At 37.3% G+C, this 17,030-nt stretch carries 16 protein-coding genes; 9 read left to right on the forward strand and 7 right to left on the reverse strand.

Going from position 1 to position 17,030, the window contains the following annotated elements; all coding sequences use genetic code 11:
* Positions 1-392 precede the first annotated feature (392 nt).
* Positions 393-1,154 carry a DUF4294 domain-containing protein gene (locus ACNKXS_RS06480; RefSeq protein WP_417920151.1) on the reverse strand — a complete coding sequence of 254 codons (762 nt, stop codon included), beginning with the start codon at positions 1,152-1,154 and terminating at the stop codon, positions 393-395.
* A gap of 69 nt (positions 1,155-1,223) precedes the next feature.
* Here ACNKXS_RS06480 and ACNKXS_RS06485 point away from each other — a divergent pair, with 69 nt between their 5' ends.
* From ACNKXS_RS06485 to ACNKXS_RS06500, 4 genes are all read left to right on the forward strand, one after another.
* Positions 1,224-2,312, forward strand: a complete 1,089-nt coding sequence (locus tag ACNKXS_RS06485) for a M42 family metallopeptidase (RefSeq protein ID WP_417920152.1) — start codon at positions 1,224-1,226, stop codon at positions 2,310-2,312.
* Between the two features lie 127 nt (positions 2,313-2,439).
* Positions 2,440-3,522 carry a DNA topoisomerase IB gene (locus ACNKXS_RS06490; RefSeq protein ID WP_417920153.1) on the forward strand — a complete coding sequence of 361 codons (1,083 nt, stop codon included), beginning with the start codon at positions 2,440-2,442 and terminating at the stop codon, positions 3,520-3,522.
* Between the two features lie 40 nt (positions 3,523-3,562).
* Positions 3,563-5,485 carry a DUF294 nucleotidyltransferase-like domain-containing protein gene (locus ACNKXS_RS06495; RefSeq protein WP_417920154.1) on the forward strand — a complete coding sequence of 641 codons (1,923 nt, stop codon included), beginning with the start codon at positions 3,563-3,565 and terminating at the stop codon, positions 5,483-5,485.
* A complete protein-coding gene (locus ACNKXS_RS06500; RefSeq protein WP_417920155.1) occupies positions 5,482-6,156 on the forward strand; it encodes a 3'-5' exonuclease in 675 nt (224 codons plus the stop codon). Before ACNKXS_RS06495 ends, ACNKXS_RS06500 begins: the two co-directional genes overlap by 4 nt.
* A 187-nt stretch (positions 6,157-6,343) precedes the next feature.
* Here ACNKXS_RS06500 and ACNKXS_RS06505 read toward each other — a convergent pair whose 3' ends face one another.
* From ACNKXS_RS06505 to ACNKXS_RS06525, 5 genes are all read right to left on the reverse strand, one after another.
* Entirely contained in the window at positions 6,344-6,700 is a 357-nt protein-coding gene (locus ACNKXS_RS06505; protein WP_417920156.1) for a hypothetical protein, read from the reverse strand.
* A gap of 146 nt (positions 6,701-6,846) precedes the next feature.
* Complete coding sequence (locus ACNKXS_RS06510) at positions 6,847-7,509, reverse strand: hypothetical protein (protein WP_417920157.1); 663 nt, start codon at positions 7,507-7,509, stop codon at positions 6,847-6,849.
* A gap of 52 nt (positions 7,510-7,561) precedes the next feature.
* Positions 7,562-9,472, reverse strand: a complete 1,911-nt coding sequence (gene acs / locus ACNKXS_RS06515; RefSeq protein WP_417920158.1) for an acetate--CoA ligase — start codon at positions 9,470-9,472, stop codon at positions 7,562-7,564.
* A 144-nt stretch (positions 9,473-9,616) separates the two neighbouring features.
* Complete coding sequence (locus ACNKXS_RS06520; RefSeq protein ID WP_417920159.1) at positions 9,617-10,576, reverse strand: phosphoribosylaminoimidazolesuccinocarboxamide synthase; 960 nt, start codon at positions 10,574-10,576, stop codon at positions 9,617-9,619.
* Between the two features lie 11 nt (positions 10,577-10,587).
* Entirely contained in the window at positions 10,588-11,541 is a 954-nt protein-coding gene (locus ACNKXS_RS06525) for a PhoH family protein (protein ID WP_295181420.1), read from the reverse strand.
* Positions 11,542-11,749: 208 nt separating this feature from the next.
* Here ACNKXS_RS06525 and ACNKXS_RS06530 point away from each other — a divergent pair, with 208 nt between their 5' ends.
* From ACNKXS_RS06530 to dnaN, 5 genes are all read left to right on the forward strand, one after another.
* Complete coding sequence (locus ACNKXS_RS06530) at positions 11,750-12,583, forward strand: SAM hydrolase/SAM-dependent halogenase family protein (RefSeq protein WP_417920160.1); 834 nt, start codon at positions 11,750-11,752, stop codon at positions 12,581-12,583.
* Entirely contained in the window at positions 12,584-12,880 is a 297-nt protein-coding gene (locus tag ACNKXS_RS06535; RefSeq protein ID WP_417920161.1) for a putative quinol monooxygenase, read from the forward strand.
* The gene (gene gldF, locus ACNKXS_RS06540; RefSeq protein ID WP_417920162.1) at positions 12,881-13,618 is read left to right on the forward strand and encodes a gliding motility-associated ABC transporter permease subunit GldF; all 738 of its coding nucleotides are present in this window, start codon (positions 12,881-12,883) and stop codon (positions 13,616-13,618) included.
* Positions 13,615-15,282 (forward strand): gliding motility-associated ABC transporter substrate-binding protein GldG, encoded by a 1,668-nt coding sequence (gldG, locus tag ACNKXS_RS06545; RefSeq protein ID WP_417920163.1) that lies wholly within the window; start codon positions 13,615-13,617, stop codon positions 15,280-15,282. The genes gldF and gldG overlap by 4 nt, the downstream gene beginning before the upstream one ends.
* Before the next feature lie 202 nt (positions 15,283-15,484).
* The gene (dnaN, locus tag ACNKXS_RS06550; RefSeq protein ID WP_141877515.1) at positions 15,485-16,603 is read left to right on the forward strand and encodes a DNA polymerase III subunit beta; all 1,119 of its coding nucleotides are present in this window, start codon (positions 15,485-15,487) and stop codon (positions 16,601-16,603) included.
* Positions 16,604-16,674: 71 nt separating this feature from the next.
* Here dnaN and ACNKXS_RS06555 read toward each other — a convergent pair whose 3' ends face one another.
* Complete coding sequence (locus ACNKXS_RS06555; protein WP_141877514.1) at positions 16,675-17,013, reverse strand: DUF4870 domain-containing protein; 339 nt, start codon at positions 17,011-17,013, stop codon at positions 16,675-16,677.
* Positions 17,014-17,030 lie beyond the last annotated feature (17 nt).

Genomic DNA, 17,030 nt, shown 5'->3' on the forward strand with positions numbered 1-17,030 from the left:
CAAAGCGGGTGCAAATATAAAACTAGTTTTGCTCTCCAGCCAAATAAAATTTAAAGAATTTTAATTTTTATTTTTAAGCCTTAGACCAACAATAGCCTACCCTTTACTAAACTTTCAGTGAACTCTCGCCTTGCTCTCAAAGCGGCTGCAAATATACACTAACTTTTTCCTTTCTACCAAACTAAAATTTAATAAATTTTAATTTAATTTTTTAAAGCCAGATCCTTTCACATCACCCACCATTACTACTCTCAACGAACATACGCCTTGCTGACAAAGCGGCTGCAAATATACACCCCATTTTTAATTACACAATAGATTTCTGAAGAAAAATATAAAATAAATACAAGATTATTTATAAGTGATTGAAGATCAAATACTGCTCTATAAAATTAGTTTGAAACTTTTCTTAATTTCTGCTTACTATTCCACTTATCACTAAGATCAAGATATTCAAAATCCAATGCAGAAGATTGTCTTTCCAGAATATTATCCCTGAATGATCTTTGCAAGATGTCTTCGATCAGAAAATCTTCCTGGTTATTTTTCGGGTTGTACTCTTCTTTTAAAGAAATGTCGAACATACTGGCAGTTGTATTGTACCAGAAGGCTCTCCAACCACTCTTAAGTTCTCTTACTAGCTCGAAAGCTGTTGTTCCAGTTTGACGATGAATAAGCTTCACGAGAATCTGACCTTCAGTTCTGGTAAGCTTCTTTAATTCAGCAGAAAATTCATCTTCAATATAATCCTGAACGACCTTGGTATACTTCTTACGGGCACGTTTTGACTTAATATCGTCCAACCTGGAATTGAGCGTAAGCAATCTTTCCGAAGCCATTTTAGCATATGGATATACTTTTCTGGTCTTTCTCCTTAATATAAGGTAACGCTTCCTATCTGCATTACTATCAAACTTCAGTCGTCTCAAAAGCACCACTTCTTCCAGGTCAATAAGTTCTCTGGGAATCGAATCTCCTGCAATGATCATATACTGTGTGGTCATAGACGTATCTACTTCCGTAGAATCCATAGGCCTTGATAAAGTATCAGATTGAGCTACCGTTGTAGCTGAAGTAAGTAAAAGTAAGATGTAAAATATACGAATCACTATAAAGTTTAATTTTGGATCATCAATTCTTTTTGCTAAAACCATTCCAAAATTAGTCAATAGCCACTTCTCTCCAATCTAAATTTTTTAAATTCGTGAAAATTAAAAGAAACTATGGATAAAACTGAAGTACTGGATCAAAAATCCCTCGAATTTCTAGAAAAATACCTTAATAATGCAGCTCCCACCGGTTATGAGTCTGAAGGCCAGAAATTATGGATGGAATATCTGAAACCTTACGTGGATGAATTCATCACTGATACTTATGGAACTGCAGTTGGTGTCATAAATCCAGAAGCTAAATATAAGGTAGTAATAGAAGGTCATGCTGATGAAATTTCATGGTATGTAAATTATATCTCAGACGAGGGTCTTATATATGTAGTTAGAAACGGTGGTAGTGATCACCAGATTGCTGCTTCTAAACGTGTAAACATCCACACTAAAAATGGTATCGTTAAAGGAGTTTTTGGATGGCCGGCGATCCATACCCGTGACAAGGAAAAGGAACAGTCCCCAAAAATGGACAATATCTGTATAGATGTTGGGTGTACGAATAAGGAGGAAGTTGAAGCTTTAGGTGTTCATGTTGGATGCGTAATTACTTATCCTGATGAATTCTTTATTCTGAACAAGGACAAATTCGTATGTCGCGCTCTGGATAATAGAATTGGTGGCTTTATGATTGCACAGGTAGCCAGATTACTGAAAGAAAAAGGCGAGAAATTACCGTTCGGACTTTATATCACTAATTCAGTTCAGGAAGAGATTGGTCTTCGTGGTGCAGAAATGATCACACATCGTATTCAGCCAAACGTAGCTATTGTGACAGATGTTACTCATGACACCACTACTCCAATGATCGAAAAGAAAATCAATGGACTTAACAGAATTGGTGACGGACCAGTCATTTCATATGCTCCAGCGGTACAAAATAAACTGAGAGAGTTGATCATTGATACTGCGGAAGAAAAGAAGATTCCTTTCCAGAGACATGCGTCATCGAGATTCACAGGTACAGATACCGATGCATTTGCTTATAGCAATGGTGGTGTTCCTTCGGCATTGATCTCTTTACCTTTGCGTTATATGCATACGACCGTTGAAATGGTGCATAAAAATGATGTTGAAAATGTGATCAATCTTATATATGAATCATTATTAAAGATTAAGGATGGTGATACCTTTAGTTACTTTGACTAATTGAACACTTCTCAAGATGTTGTTAAACTCCCTGTAATCAGGGAGTTTTTTAATTTATAACACTAAACTTTCACTTTTCTTTAATTCTGAAGTGCTCAATTTCATCCTATATTTAAACAAAAAAATAATGACGCTATCGCCTGATGATGTAGAAGTAATGATGAGTGATACTCATGAAGCCGTAAAACTTGCGAATCTTAGATACGTTAATGAAAGCTTACTCTCAATAAGCAGAAAGAAAGTAGGACGTGGTTTTGCATACTATCGTAAGGATGAAAAGGTTACCGATACGAAAACAATTGATCGCATTAAAAGTCTGGTGATCCCGCCAGCCTGGAAAAATGTAAGGATTACACATCTTCATAATGGTCATCTTCAAGTAGTAGGAAGGGACGAAAAAGAACGCAAGCAATATATGTATCACCCCACCTGGTCAAAAGTTCGAAACCAGACCAAGTTTTTCAAAATGACTGCCTTCGGGAAGATGTTACCCAAGATCAGGAAGCAGGTGGATGAAGATCTCAATCTCAAAGGAATGCCCAAACGCAAAGTTCTCGCCTTGATCATTAGACTTATGGAGCAAACTCATATAAGGATTGGTAATGAGTATTATGCGAAGAATAATAAAACTTATGGTCTATCTACTTTTCGTACCAAGCATGTGAAAACTATGGATGACGGACTCAAATTCGAATTTATAGGAAAGAAAGGGAAAGAACATTCTATTTCAGTGGAAGATAAGCGACTCATTAAATTGATCAATCAATGTGAGGAAATTCCTGGATGGGAGCTTTTCAAGTTTTATAATGAGAATGGTGTTAAGCAAACTATAGATAGTGGAATGATCAATGATTATATCCATGAGATTAGTGGAGACATGTACTCGGCTAAGGACTTTAGAACCTGGTCTGCTACCAAAATATTCTTTGAAACTCTACACGAATTAGGGTATACGGAAGAAGAAAAACAAAACAAAAAGAATATCCTTATTGGTTTTGATGCTGCTGCTGAAGGCCTTGGCAACACACGTTCTGTTTGCAGAAGCTACTATGTACATCCAAAAGTGATTGAAACTTATGAAAACGGAGAGATAGAACCATACTTCAAAAAGGTGAAAGAAGATATAAAACCAGAATACGTTCAACTTTCAGAAACAGAAAAAGCAATTTATAAGCTTATCAAAGATTACGAAATAGAAATTGCTGACTAATCCAGGTGTGTATTGTCGGATTTTCAGATAAATTTGAAATATGACAAATTCCATTGCCGCTCGTATCGCCGATTTTCTAGAAAACTATCCGCCATTTTCACTTCTGGAAAAATCTGAATTACTCCAAATTTCGGAATCTATTACCGTATTCTATTTCGAGGCTGGTAAAATGATCTTCAAAAAAGATGAACAGGTTCACGATCAATTCTACATAGTTCAAAAGGGAGCAGTAGATCTCCAGAAGGTTGAAGAATCTAAAGAACCTGAAACTATTGATAAATGTGATGAAGGTGATATTTTTGGATTACGACCCTTATTTGCAAAGGAGAATTATCAGATCAATGCCATTACAGATGAAGAAAGTGTCATCTATGGAATTCCGCTGAACCTTTTCAAACCCTACGCGATCAACAATCCTGAAGTAGGGGATTTTCTTATGGAAAGCTTTGCTTCAAACACCCGTAATCCATATTCAGAAAAACATCGCGGGAGACTATTTACAGATGAAGAGGATATTCAGCTAAATAAAGATCCTCTATTTGAGCTTCAACCTATCCCGATCGTCAAGAAAATGGTGACAGTATCCAGGAACACCAGCATTCAAAAAGCTGCTACCCTTATGAGTGAGCGCAGGGTTGGATCTGTTATCGTGGTGCAAGATAAAAAACCTGTTGGGATCGTTACCGATGTGGATTTTAGAGAACTGGTTGCTACCGGTATTTTACCTATCACCAGTAACATTTCAGAAGTAATGAATTCTCCGGTGATCTGTTACTCGAAGAACCTTACCATAGCACAGGCGCAACTTACGATGATGAAACATAAGATCAATCATATATGCATCACCAAAGATGGCACTCCAAATACAAAGGTGAAGGGAATTGTTTCCGAACATGATATTATAGTTTCTCAGGGTAATAATCCTGCTGTTTTGATGAAAGCTATCAATCGAGCGAATTCCACCAAAAAGCTCAAGAAGATTCGAACAAAGATTATGCTTTTGCTCGATGGATATATCAAAAGCAATATTCCGGTATCTCATATAAGTACGATCATCTTCGAATTAAACGATGCAACCATCAAAAGGACAATTTTTCGTTGCATCGATAAAATGGAGGAACCTCTACCCTGTAGTTTTAGCTGGATGTCTCTGGGAAGTCAGGGAAGAAAGGAACAATTACTACTCACAGATCAGGACAATGCGCTGGTGTTTGAAAATGTAGAGGAAAACAAACTTCAAGAAGTCAGAGCCTATTTTCTCAAGCTAGCCAGAAAAGTCACTAAAAGACTTAATATCATTGGTTATCAGTTTTGTCCAGCGGAGATGATGGCCAGAAATGAAAAATACTGCCTCTCATTATCTGAATGGAAGAATCAATTTTCGGACTGGGTTACCACTTCAGGAAATGATGAAATTCTACTCTGCCAGATCTTTTTTGACTACGATATTAGTTATGGTGAATCAAGGCTAACGAATGAACTTTCTGACCATGTTTATGACATTCTAAAAGGTAATCGCAATTTTTTGAATCGACTTGCAGCACAGGCGTTGAGAAATCCTTCACCTTTAGGATTTTTCAGACAATTTTTAGTAGAGCATGATGGAGAGAAAAAGGATCTTTTCGATATTAAAAAACGTGGAATCATGCCGCTTACAGATGCAGCAAGACTTCTAATTCTGGAACACCGGGTTAAGAATATAAGTAATACTGCGGAAAGATTTGAAAAGCTTGCACAGCTGGAACCAAATAACAAGGAAATCTACCAGGCTTGCGCCTATTCTTCCAAAGCACTTATTAAATTCAGAACAAAACAAGGTCTTAAAAATAAGGATAATGGCCGATTCATAAATCTTGAGGATCTTGGAAAAGAGGACAAGATCAAATTAAAGCGCTGCTTCAAATCTATTAAAGAAATCCAGGAACTTATCAAGATACGTTTTGAAACTACTTATTATTCATGATTCGAGAATGGTTTAAAAAAAACGAGCAACCTGAAGATTTACCAGAATATTTTTCCAGGTATCTTTCTTTATTTGATAAGGATAAAGCTGAAGATGTAGCAGTCCAACGTTTTGTTATTTTTGATACCGAAACTACCGGCTTTGACATTCATGAAGATCGGATTTTGAGCATTGGCGCAATCGTTATTCAGAATAATCAACTTAAGGTGAAAGATCATTTTGAAGTTTATCTGAAGCAGAACACTTTTAATCCTGAAACCGTGAAGATTCATGGGATAATCAAAAACGAACGTTTTGCTCAGTTACCCGAAGCTGAAGCTTTGGAGCATTTCATTAAATATATCGGCAATTCTATTCTTGTTGCCCATCATGTAGGTTTTGATAAAAGCATGATCAATAAAGCATTGGAAAGAAACGGTTTGCTAAAGCTTCAGAATAAATTCTTGGATACCGCAATTCTTTATAAGAAGACCAGAATAGTAACAAACTTTATAGATAAGAATAAAGTCTATTCATTGGATGAGATCGCTGAAGATTATAACATCGATCTTACCGATAGGCACACTGCTTCTGGTGATGCATTTATTACAGCGCTCATATTTATGAAATTGATAGCTAAAATTGACGCGAAAAATATCAAGATTCGAAAATTACTTAGATATAGATACTAAAAAAGCCCCGTTATGGGGCTTTAAAGTTTTGTAACTGAAATACTGAAATTAATCCTGTTCGAAATCCTTAAGAAAATTAGAATGCTCAATTTAATCCGTTAAGTATTTACCTTCCAAGTCTAGCTGACTAAACTCCTCATTATCTAAAGAGGCGTAATAGATAGTTACAATTTTATCTTCACCATTTCTAGTAGAATGATAAGGGGGTACTATTTGGAATGGCTGGAAAGACATCGATCATTGGAACACCTACTACCTGATAGTTTTTTTCATTTCTAAACTCAAGAACATATTTTTGACTACCACCTGGTAAATTTGAGTTCTTATCTTTTCTCAAGTATTTGCAATCTTTCGTTGAGAATAATAAATCTGATGCATCTGGCAATTCGTAAACTTTCGAAGAATTTAAATTCTTTTTGATGTGAAATACCTCATCCAGTACATTGAAACAAAAATAAAGATCCTCTGATTCTCCCTTATTATTTGTAACCTTACCTTCCACAAAATCATTCTCATAATACGGGGATCCCTCAAAATCAAACATTCGAACCTCCCTAAGTTCATCATTAAAACCTGCGACATTACGAACTGCCGGTCAGAATTGCGCCTTGGATAGGAGTGGACACAAAATTATCAAACTAAAAAGAATATTTTTCATGATACTGATTTCAGGTTAGTAATTTACTTGACTTAGTTTAATTGCTCATAATATTTAAGCAAAGAGACAACATCTTGCTCTGTTTTTATTTTATTGTCATCCAAATAATCTTCCATTTTATCCCCTTTAAATAAATCCTCCAGATCCTTTTCCTTTAAACGAACCTCCTTGAATGGTGCTCCATCTACTGAGATGTAGTACACCATATCTACCGATAACTTAGCCTGTTTATCCTCTCCATAGGCAGTTGAAGCAGCTTTTGCCGGTGTATAATCAGCAACAGGTTGCCCAACAAAATCGCTCTTATCACCCTGATAAAATCTGGCGAAATAGGCTTCCAGCTTACCGTCCTCTGTATTGAGTTCATCAATGAAATAAGTGTAATTCCCTATTTTGTATTTTATAGACTTTATCTTAGGTAGTACATACTCTTTCCCTGTAGTTATATCTGGTTTCAAAACAACTACATCTTCTACCGCGTTATATCGCATTAACAAATTAACCCTACGGTCCTTATCTATTACAGTTCCCATCATAAAATCCTGTTCATAATATGCTGATCCTGTTACACCTTCAGATTCCTTCTGTTTAGTAAAAATTTGCATACCGGTATTCTCAACATTTGCCCAATATTGTGCATTGATTTGAGTAAAGGATGTAGATAAAATGATTGCAAAAAGTAAAAATTTCTTCATGATTTTTCGATTTAATTAAAATAATAATATCAATAACGGTGCCGAATATAATTTATTTGAGATATCCTTCAATAATTTCTTCAACAACTTCAGGATTTAGTAATGTTGAAGTATCCCCAAGATTAGAGGTATCATTGCTTGCGATCTTTCGTAATATTCTACGCATGATCTTTCCGCTCCTGGTTTTCGGTAAACCTTCTACAAACTGAATTTTATCTGGTTTTGCTATTGGCCCGATCTTATCAGCAATTTGCTGATTGATCTCTTTCCTTAAATTATCGTGATTCCTCGATTCTCCAGATTCTTTCAGAATAACGAATCCGTATAGAGCGTTTCCTTTTACTTCATGAGGGAATCCAACAATAGCAGATTCTGCTACCGCCGGATGTTCGTTAATAGCATCTTCAATTGGTGCAGTCCCTAAATTATGTCCTGAAACTATAATGACATCATCTACTCTCCCCGTAATCCGGTAATAACCAACCTCATCACGCATCGCTCCGTCTCCGGTAAAATACTTATTTTCAAATGCTGAAAAATAAGTATCCCTATACCTATCGTGATTTCCCCATATTGTTCTTGCCATGGATGGCCACGGGAATTTAATACACAATCTGCCATCAACCTGATTTCCTTTTAGCTCCTTTCCATGCTCATCCATTAAAGCAGGCTGAATTCCTGGGAAGGGTAAAGTTGCAAAGGTTGGTTTTGTAGGAGTAGCAAAGGGTATTGGAGAGATCATGATTCCGCCAGTCTCCGTTTGCCACCAGGTATCAACTATCGGACTTTTATTCTTTCCAATATTATTATCGTACCAGTGCCATGCTTCCTCATTAATTGGCTCGCCTACCGTTCCCAGCACTTTTAAGGAAGAAAGATCATATTTATTGACAAAATCAAGATTTTTCTTCGCTAAAGCTCTTATCGCAGTTGGTGCCGTGTAGAATTGATTTACTTTATGTTTTTCAACGATCTCCCAGAATCTACCGTAATCCGGATATGAAGGAACACCTTCGAACATTAGAGTGGTAGCACCATTTAATAACGGTCCGTATACTATATACGAATGCCCTGTAATCCATCCAATATCGGCAGTACACCAATAGACATCATCATCCTGATAATTAAATATATTCTTAAAAGTGTAAGCTGAATAAACCATGTACCCAGCAGTTGTGTGCAACATACCTTTTGGTTTTCCTGTTGATCCCGAGGTATACAATATAAAGAGTGGATCTTCTGCATCCATGATCTCAGGAGTACAGGAATCAGCAGCTTTAGACATTTCCTCTTCCAGCCAGAAATCCCTTCCTGCTTCCATATGTATGTTAGCACCGGTTCTTTTAGCAACCAGTACTTTTTCAACATCTGGGCAACTATCAAGTGCCTTATCCACAATCCCTTTAAGATCAATAGTCTTTTCTCCACGGAATGAACCATCGGAAGTGATCATCATCTTACAATCGGCATCCTGAGTTCTGGCGGCTAGAGCCGAAGCTGAAAAACCTGCAAATACGACAGAATGTATTGCTCCAATTCTTGCACACGCTAAAACTGAATAAGCCAGTTCTGGAATCATTGGAAGATAAATGCATACCCTATCTCCTTTTTCGATGCCGTTTGCTTTTAAAACATTTGCAAACTGACTTACTTTTTTATGTAATTCATTATAGCTGATCTTCAAAGTTTCTTCTGAAGGATCACTCGGCTCCCAGATAATAGCGGTTTTATCTTTTTTGGCGAGTAGATGTCTATCAATGCAATTTTCAGTAATATTCAGTTTGGCGTTTTCAAACCATTTTACTTCTGGCTTACTAAAATCCCAGCTAAGTACATTATCCCATTTTTTTCTCCACGTAAAATGTTCTTCAGCAACTTCCTGCCAGAAATTTTCAGGTTCACGAATGGATTTTCGGTATACCTGAAAATATTCCTCCAGGTTCTTTATATGGTAGTTACTCATAAATAATATCGTTTATAAAAGAAGAAAACCGGAATTACCGGTTTTCATTAAAAATATTAAATACTGAGCAATCAGAAAAAGGAACTGCTAAAAAATGATGGTATCAATTACATAATTATTAGAAATGTTCATATTATGAACATTTTATTTGTGGGATTCGAGATAGTCGAGCACATTCTGTTCGATTCTTGCGTCTATATTACTAATATCAGCCTTCTTAAAAGTTTCTCCGGTAATATTCTCATAAAGCTCAATATACCTTTCAGAAACCGTTTCGATATACTCATCGCTCATCAATGGTACTTCCTGACCTTCCAGTCCCTGAAAACCTTCACCTATAAGCCATTGCCGAACGAATTCTTTAGAGAGTTGTTTTTGCGCTTCACCCTTGGCCTGTCTTTCCTCATAACCTTCCTTATAGAAATATCTTGAAGAATCTGGCGTATGTATTTCGTCGATCAATACAATGTTTCCTTCGGAAGTTTTTCCAAATTCATACTTGGTATCTACCAGGATCAGGTTTTGTTGATCGGCGATCGCAGATCCTCTTTGAAATAATTTACGAGTGTAATCTTCAAGCTGAAGATAATCTTCCTTTGAAACGATATTTTTAGCTATAATGTCCTCTCTGGAAATATCCTCATCATGATCTCCCATTTCTGCTTTTGTAGCCGGAGTGATGATAGGTTCAGGAAATTTATCATTTTCCTTCATTCCTTCAGGCATCTCAACTCCACACAATTCTCTCTTCCCTGCTTTATATTCCCTTGCGGCATGACCAGAAAGATAACCACGAATAACCATTTCAACTTTGAAAGGCTCGCAGTTTGTACCGATTGCCACATTAGGGTCTGGTGTTGCTTCTAACCAGTTTGGAACGATATCCGCAGTCTTTTCCATCATTTTCGTAGCGATCTGGTTAAGGATCTGACCTTTAAATGGAATACCTTTCGGCATGACCACATCAAAAGCTGAAAGCCTGTCTGACGCGATCATTAACAACCTGTTATCTTCCAGGGTATATACATCTCTGACCTTTCCTTTGTAAACCGATTTTTGTCCAGGAAATTGAAAGTCTGTTTTAATTATTGTTTTACTCCTCACGAGTTGAGAATTTAGTCGTTATGTTCAATAGTTTTGTAAGCGGCGATGATCTTTTTAACCAGTCGGTGTCTTATCACATCTTTGTCATCAAGATAAACCATACCAACACCTTTCACATCTTTTAGTACCAGTAATGCCTCCTTAAGGCCTGAAATAGTTCTTCTAGGTAGATCTATCTGTCCAGGGTCCCCCGTGATCATGAATTTCGCATGTTTTCCCATTCTGGTTAAGAACATCTTCATTTGAGCATGCGTTGTATTCTGTGCTTCATCAAGGATCACAAAAGCATCATCCAGAGTCCTACCTCGCATAAATGCCAAGGGTGCAATTTGGATAACACCTTTTTCAATAAACAATTCGAGCTTTTCATGTGGGATCATATCCCTTAATGCATCATATAATGGCTGCATGTAAGGATCCAGTTTTTCTTTTAAATCACCCGGCAGAAATCCAAGATTTTCGCCAGCTTCTACCGCGGGTCTGGTAAGAATAATTCTTTTTACCTGCTTCTCCTTAAGAGCTTTTACCGCGAGTGCTACGCCCGTATAGGTCTTTCCGGTTCCAGCAGGTCCAATAGCGAATACAAGATCATTCTTTTTGGTAAGTTCTACCATCCTGCGTTGATTCGCAGTTTGAGCTTTGATCACCTTTCCACTTAAACCATGAACAATCGTCTCGCCACTTTCCTTAGTGGTTTGATAATCCTCTTCACTTTCGCTAGTGAGAACTCTTTCGATTGTATTTTCGTCCAGTTTATTATACTTTCCAAAATGATCCATTAACATGGAAAAGCGCTTGTCGAACTCCTCCAGCATTTCCTCATCACCAAAAACTTTAATTTTATTACCTCTGGCAACTATTTTGAGCTTGGGAAAGTATTTTTTTAGTAATTCGATATGTTCGTTCTGTTGCCCGAAGAATTCGCGTGGGCTTATTTCTGAGAGTTCAATAAGAAGTTCGTTCAAAAGCTAGAATTTTAGATGAAGCATTGTGAATTTTTCAGTTAGAATTTATTTGTCCTTCGTATTTGTATGTTCTAATTTTGGGCGGAGAAAAGCGTTACTTTTGACTGCTGTCCTCGAGCGAATCACTAAAATAAAATTTATATTCGCTACCTATACAAACTTAAGGAAAATTACCTGTTTCAGGTTAAAAAAATATTAACAATCGCCTATGGCAATCATCACTTTAACGACCGATTTTGGGGAGAAGGATTATTTCGCTGGAGCGGTTAAAGGTGCTATCTACAATGAGCTAAGTGATGTTAGAATTGTTGATATATCACATTCGGTTTCACCCTTTCATATTAGTGAAGCTTCGTATATCATCAAGAACGCCTATAGAAGTTTTCCGAAGGGAAGTATTCATATTATTGGGATCGATTCAGAACTTACCCCAGAGAACAAACACCTCGCAGTAAAACTGGATGACCACTACTTTATTTGTGCCAATAACGGGATACTATCTTTATTAGCTTCAGAAATAAGACCGGAGAAAATCGTGGAAATCAATATTCATGATAAAATACAAACCAATTTTCCTGTACTGGATGTTTTTGTAAAAGTAGCCTGTCATATCTCCCGGGGTGGAACACTGGAAGTTATTGGTAAGAATATTGAGCAAATTAAGCATCTCAAACAGTTCGAACCCATTATTAATAGCGAACAGAACCAGATACTGGGACACGTGATTTATATTGATAACTACGGAAATGTGATCACAAACATTTCCCGAAAATTGTTTGAAAGTACAGGTAAAGGCCGACCCTTCAAGATTAGTGCGCGCAGACATAATTTCGATGCGATCTATGAAACCTACAGTCATGCTATTAATTTTGAGGTAGAGAAAGAAAACAGGAAAGAAGAAGATGGTAAGAAACTGGCAGTTTTCAATTCTGCTGGCTATATAGAACTTGCTATCTATAAAAGTAATCCTAATACGGTGGGTGGTGCGGCCAGTTTATTTGGTCTGGAATATCTCGACACTGTAACCATAAATTTTGAATAGATGTTCGTGAGAATTGTAAAAATGGGCTTTAAAGAAGATAAGATCGAAGAATTTCTGAATAACTTTGAGCAGGTAAAATCCAGGATAAGAAATTTTGAAGGCTGTCAATTTCTGGAACTATACCGTGATAAAAACAATACGAATACATTTTTTACGTATAGTTACTGGGAAGACGAAGATGCTTTGGAGAACTATCGGCATTCAGATCTATTCAAAAAGGTTTGGGCAGAAACGAAAGTTCATTTCAATGCAAAACCCGAAGCCTGGAGCGTTGATAAACTTGTAAGCCTGGACTAAATGTTCGCGATCTTTAAAAAAGAAATTCAATCATTTTTTGCAAACCTTACCGGTTACCTGGTAATTGGTGTCTTTCTGCTGATTAGCGGATTGTTTCTTTTTGTATTTAGTGGAGGCTACAATATTCTGGATAGCGGTTTTGCTGACCTTAAACCGTTTTTTGATCTCGCACCCTGGATCTTTATTTTCCTGATTCCTGCGATAAGTATGCGCAGCTATTCCGAAGAAAAGCGAATGGGAACCATGGAAATTTTGCAAACCCGCCCAATTAGTAGTTGGGATCTTGTGTTTGGTAAATATTTTGGCGGACTAATCTTAGTACTTCTTGCGATCATTCCAAGCTTGATTTACTTGTTAGCCATAGGAGAACTGGGACAGACAACTTATAATTTTGATAACGGCGCAACTATTGGATCTTACCTTGGTTTGATCTTTCTGGCTGCAAGTTATACCGCAATTGGCAATTATGCCTCCAGTATCACATCCAATCAAATTGTTGCCTTTTTACTAGGAGTTTTTCTTTGTTTTGCCATATACTATGCATTCGAAGCACTCGCTACCATCAACATTTTTGGAGAATTCACCTATTTACTGGAATACTTCGGAATAAGTTATCATTATCGTAGTATTAGCCGGGGTGTATTAGACACTCGTGATCTTATATATTTTGTAAGTGTGATCGCTTTGTTTCTGAAGCTTACCCAGGTAAATATTTCATCAGCAAAAAACCGAAGATGATGCGAAATAATAAGATATCGCGTTTATTGGTTTTTGTGATCATTTTGATCGTGCTTAACATCATTGCTGCTAATTTCTTCACAAGAATTGATCTTACCGAAGACCAGCGATACAGCCTATCTTCAGCGGCCAAAGAGATCGTGGACGATGTCGATTCTCCTATTATTATTGATGTCTTTCTTGAAGGCAGTTTTCCTTCGGAATTCAGACGGTTAAAAGAAGAAACAAGGCAAATGCTTGAGGAGTTTGCCGCCTATAATTCGAATATAAAATTCAATTTTATCGATCCTTTAGCCGAAGGTGATGATGCCACTGCTATTGCTGAAGAATTCTATAAATTAGGGATGACACCTGCCCGACTGAATGTTCAGGAAAACGGGAAAAACAGCGAAACCATCATTTTTCCCTGGGCTATTGCTAATTTCGAAGATAAAACGGTCAAAATTCCGTTGCTGAAGAACCAGATTGGGGCAACCGATGAGGAGCGAGTGAATTCTTCCGTGCAGCAATTAGAGTATGCTTTTGCTGACGGTTTAAACAAACTTATATATCCAAGAGAAAAAAAGATCGCGGTAATGCGCGGGAATGGAGAACTTCCAGACGCGAGAATAGCAGACTTTATCAAAACCGTACAGGAATATTATTTCCTGGCACCTTTTACGCTGGATTCGGTTGCCAGTAATCCGCAGAAAACACTGGAGGATCTAAAATCTTATGACCTGGTGATCGAAGCGAAACCCATAATCCCTTATTCTGAAAAAGAGAAGTATGTGCTCGATCAATATTTAATGAATGGCGGCAAAATGCTCTGGCTTGCAGAAATGACCATTATGGAGAATGACAGCCTTTTTAATGAACGAGGTTCAGCACTTGCCCTACCAAGAAATCTAAATCTTGGTGATTATTTCTTCTCTTATGGCCTGCGCATTAATTCTGAACTGGTAAATGACCTATACTCTGCTCCTATTATTCTTGCCAGCGGAACTGGAAATGAAACCCGTTTTAATCCATATCCATGGTATTATAGTCCGCTTACAAGTTCTATGGCCAATCATCCTATAGTCAACAATATTGAAGCTGTAAAATTTAATTACGCCAACCCAATCGATCTTTTGGAGAATGACCTTGAGAAAACTGTATTACTAAGCAGTTCTCCAAAAACAAAACTTGAAGGGGTCCCGCTGCAAATTGGACTGGATATAATTGGTTCAAAGCCAGTAACGGAAAGTTATAATGCCGGTGAACAACCTTTGGCGGTGTTACTGGAAGGCAATTTTAAATCTGTGTATAGGAATAGATTAAAACCTTTTGAGACAACTCACCTCGATAACAGCAAGAATACCAAAATGGTGGTAATCTCTGATGGTGATGTGATAAAGAACGACCTGCAACAAGGAAAACCACTGGAACTTGGTTTTGAACGGTATACGGGGATGACCTATGGCAATAAAGAGTTTCTACTCAATACTGTCAACTATTTGCTAGATGACTCAGGACTTGTGGACGTGAGGACAAAAGAGATTAACCTGGCATTTCTAAACAAGGACAAAGTTGCCGCTCAACGTGAAATGTGGCAGATCATTGCTATTGGCGCACCATTGTCATTGCTTGCACTGTTTGGTGCTGCCCTTACCTACTTACGTAAACGAAGATATATACGTTAAAACTTCGATAGAAGGCTACAGAATATTCAATTTGAACATATTAACAATTATTACTGAATAAAAATCTATAACAGCATATTTTACAGCTACTTAGCTATGCAAACCAGATAATTTCTGTTAATAAAAACTACAGGTTTAAAGGGTCAATTTATACATATTGAAATATATTTGTAATTGATTCAAAATAAATCAATAAAAGCCGATGAAATTTATTGTATCCAGCAATTACCTGCTGAAACAGCTACAAATACTTGGAGGGGTAATCAATAATAGCAACACGCTACCAATATTAGATAATTTCCTTTTTGACCTTCAGAATGACGAATTAACTGTATCTGCTTCAGATCTTGAGACTACCATGTCTGCAAAGCTTAAAGTAGAGTCAGATTCAGAAGGAAAGATCGCAGTTCCTGCAAAACTACTTCTTGATACCTTGAAGACCTTTCCGGAGCAGCCTCTAACTTTTGTAGTTGAAGACAATAACACGATTGAATTGAGTTCGAACCATGGTAAATATGCTCTTGCATATGCCGATGGGGAGGAGTTCCCGAATCCGGTGGCTTTGGATGAACCTAGCAGTACGATCGTGGAAGCCGATATTCTTTCTTCAGCAATTAGTAAAACAATTTTTGCCTCAGGAAATGACGATCTCAGACCAGTGATGAGTGGTGTCTTTTTCCAGTTTAAGGAAGACGGATTAACTTTTGTAGCGACAGATGCTCACAAACTTGTAAAATATTCACGTGAAGACATCCAGGCGAATGAAGCAGCAGAATTTATCATGCCGAAGAAACCTTTGAATCTTTTAAAAGGAATTCTGGCAGGAAGTGAATCTGAAGTTTTGATCGAGTACAATGATTCGAACGCTAAATTTACTTTCGATGATACTCAACTGATCTGTAGGTTGATCGACGGAAAATATCCTAATTACGAAGCGGTAATTCCTAAGGAAAACCCGAACAAACTTACTATTCAAAGAAATCAATTCTTGAGTTCTGTAAGAAGGGTTTCTATTTTCTCCAATAAAACCACGCACCAGGTAAGACTCAAGATCGCCGGGGCCGAATTGAATATTTCAGCTGAAGATGTGGATTATAGCAATAAAGCCGAAGAACGTTTGACCTGTGATTATCAGGGTGACGATATGCAAATTGGATTCAACTCGCGCTTCCTAATTGAGATGTTAGGAAATCTTACAGCAGACGAGGTGATGCTGGAAATGAGCTTACCAAACAGAGCTGGAATATTAACTCCTGTAGATGGGCTTGACCCGGGAGAAAAAATCACCATGCTGGTTATGCCGGTGATGCTTAATAGCTAAACAAAATTCTCAAATAATAGAAAAAGCCCGTTCGCTCGAACGGGCTTTTTCATTCTTATACTTCAGCATTACTATTTCAAAAACTGGATGGTAAGCGGATAATATGGCATTTCCCCATTGCTTACTTTGATCGCATTCAGAATTGGTAGAACAAGCGCCAGCAAACCAACAAGAATGAGTAAAATGATTCCGAGGCCAAATAAAATGATGAGCGGAATACAGATAATACTATATATAAAAATGCTGATCTGGAAATTGATGATCATTTTGCCGTGCATATCCATACCTGCCACTTTATCTTTCTGGGTAGCCCATATAATTAACGGAACAATAAATCCTCCTATGCCAGTCACCAGGTCGAGTAACTGACTTAGATGTGTGATGACCAGTAATTGATTGTCTTCTCTCATTTTTTGATTTTTGATGG

This window comes from Christiangramia marina, from assembly GCF_048285865.1.
GTDB lineage: Bacteria > Bacteroidota > Bacteroidia > Flavobacteriales > Flavobacteriaceae > Christiangramia > Christiangramia marina.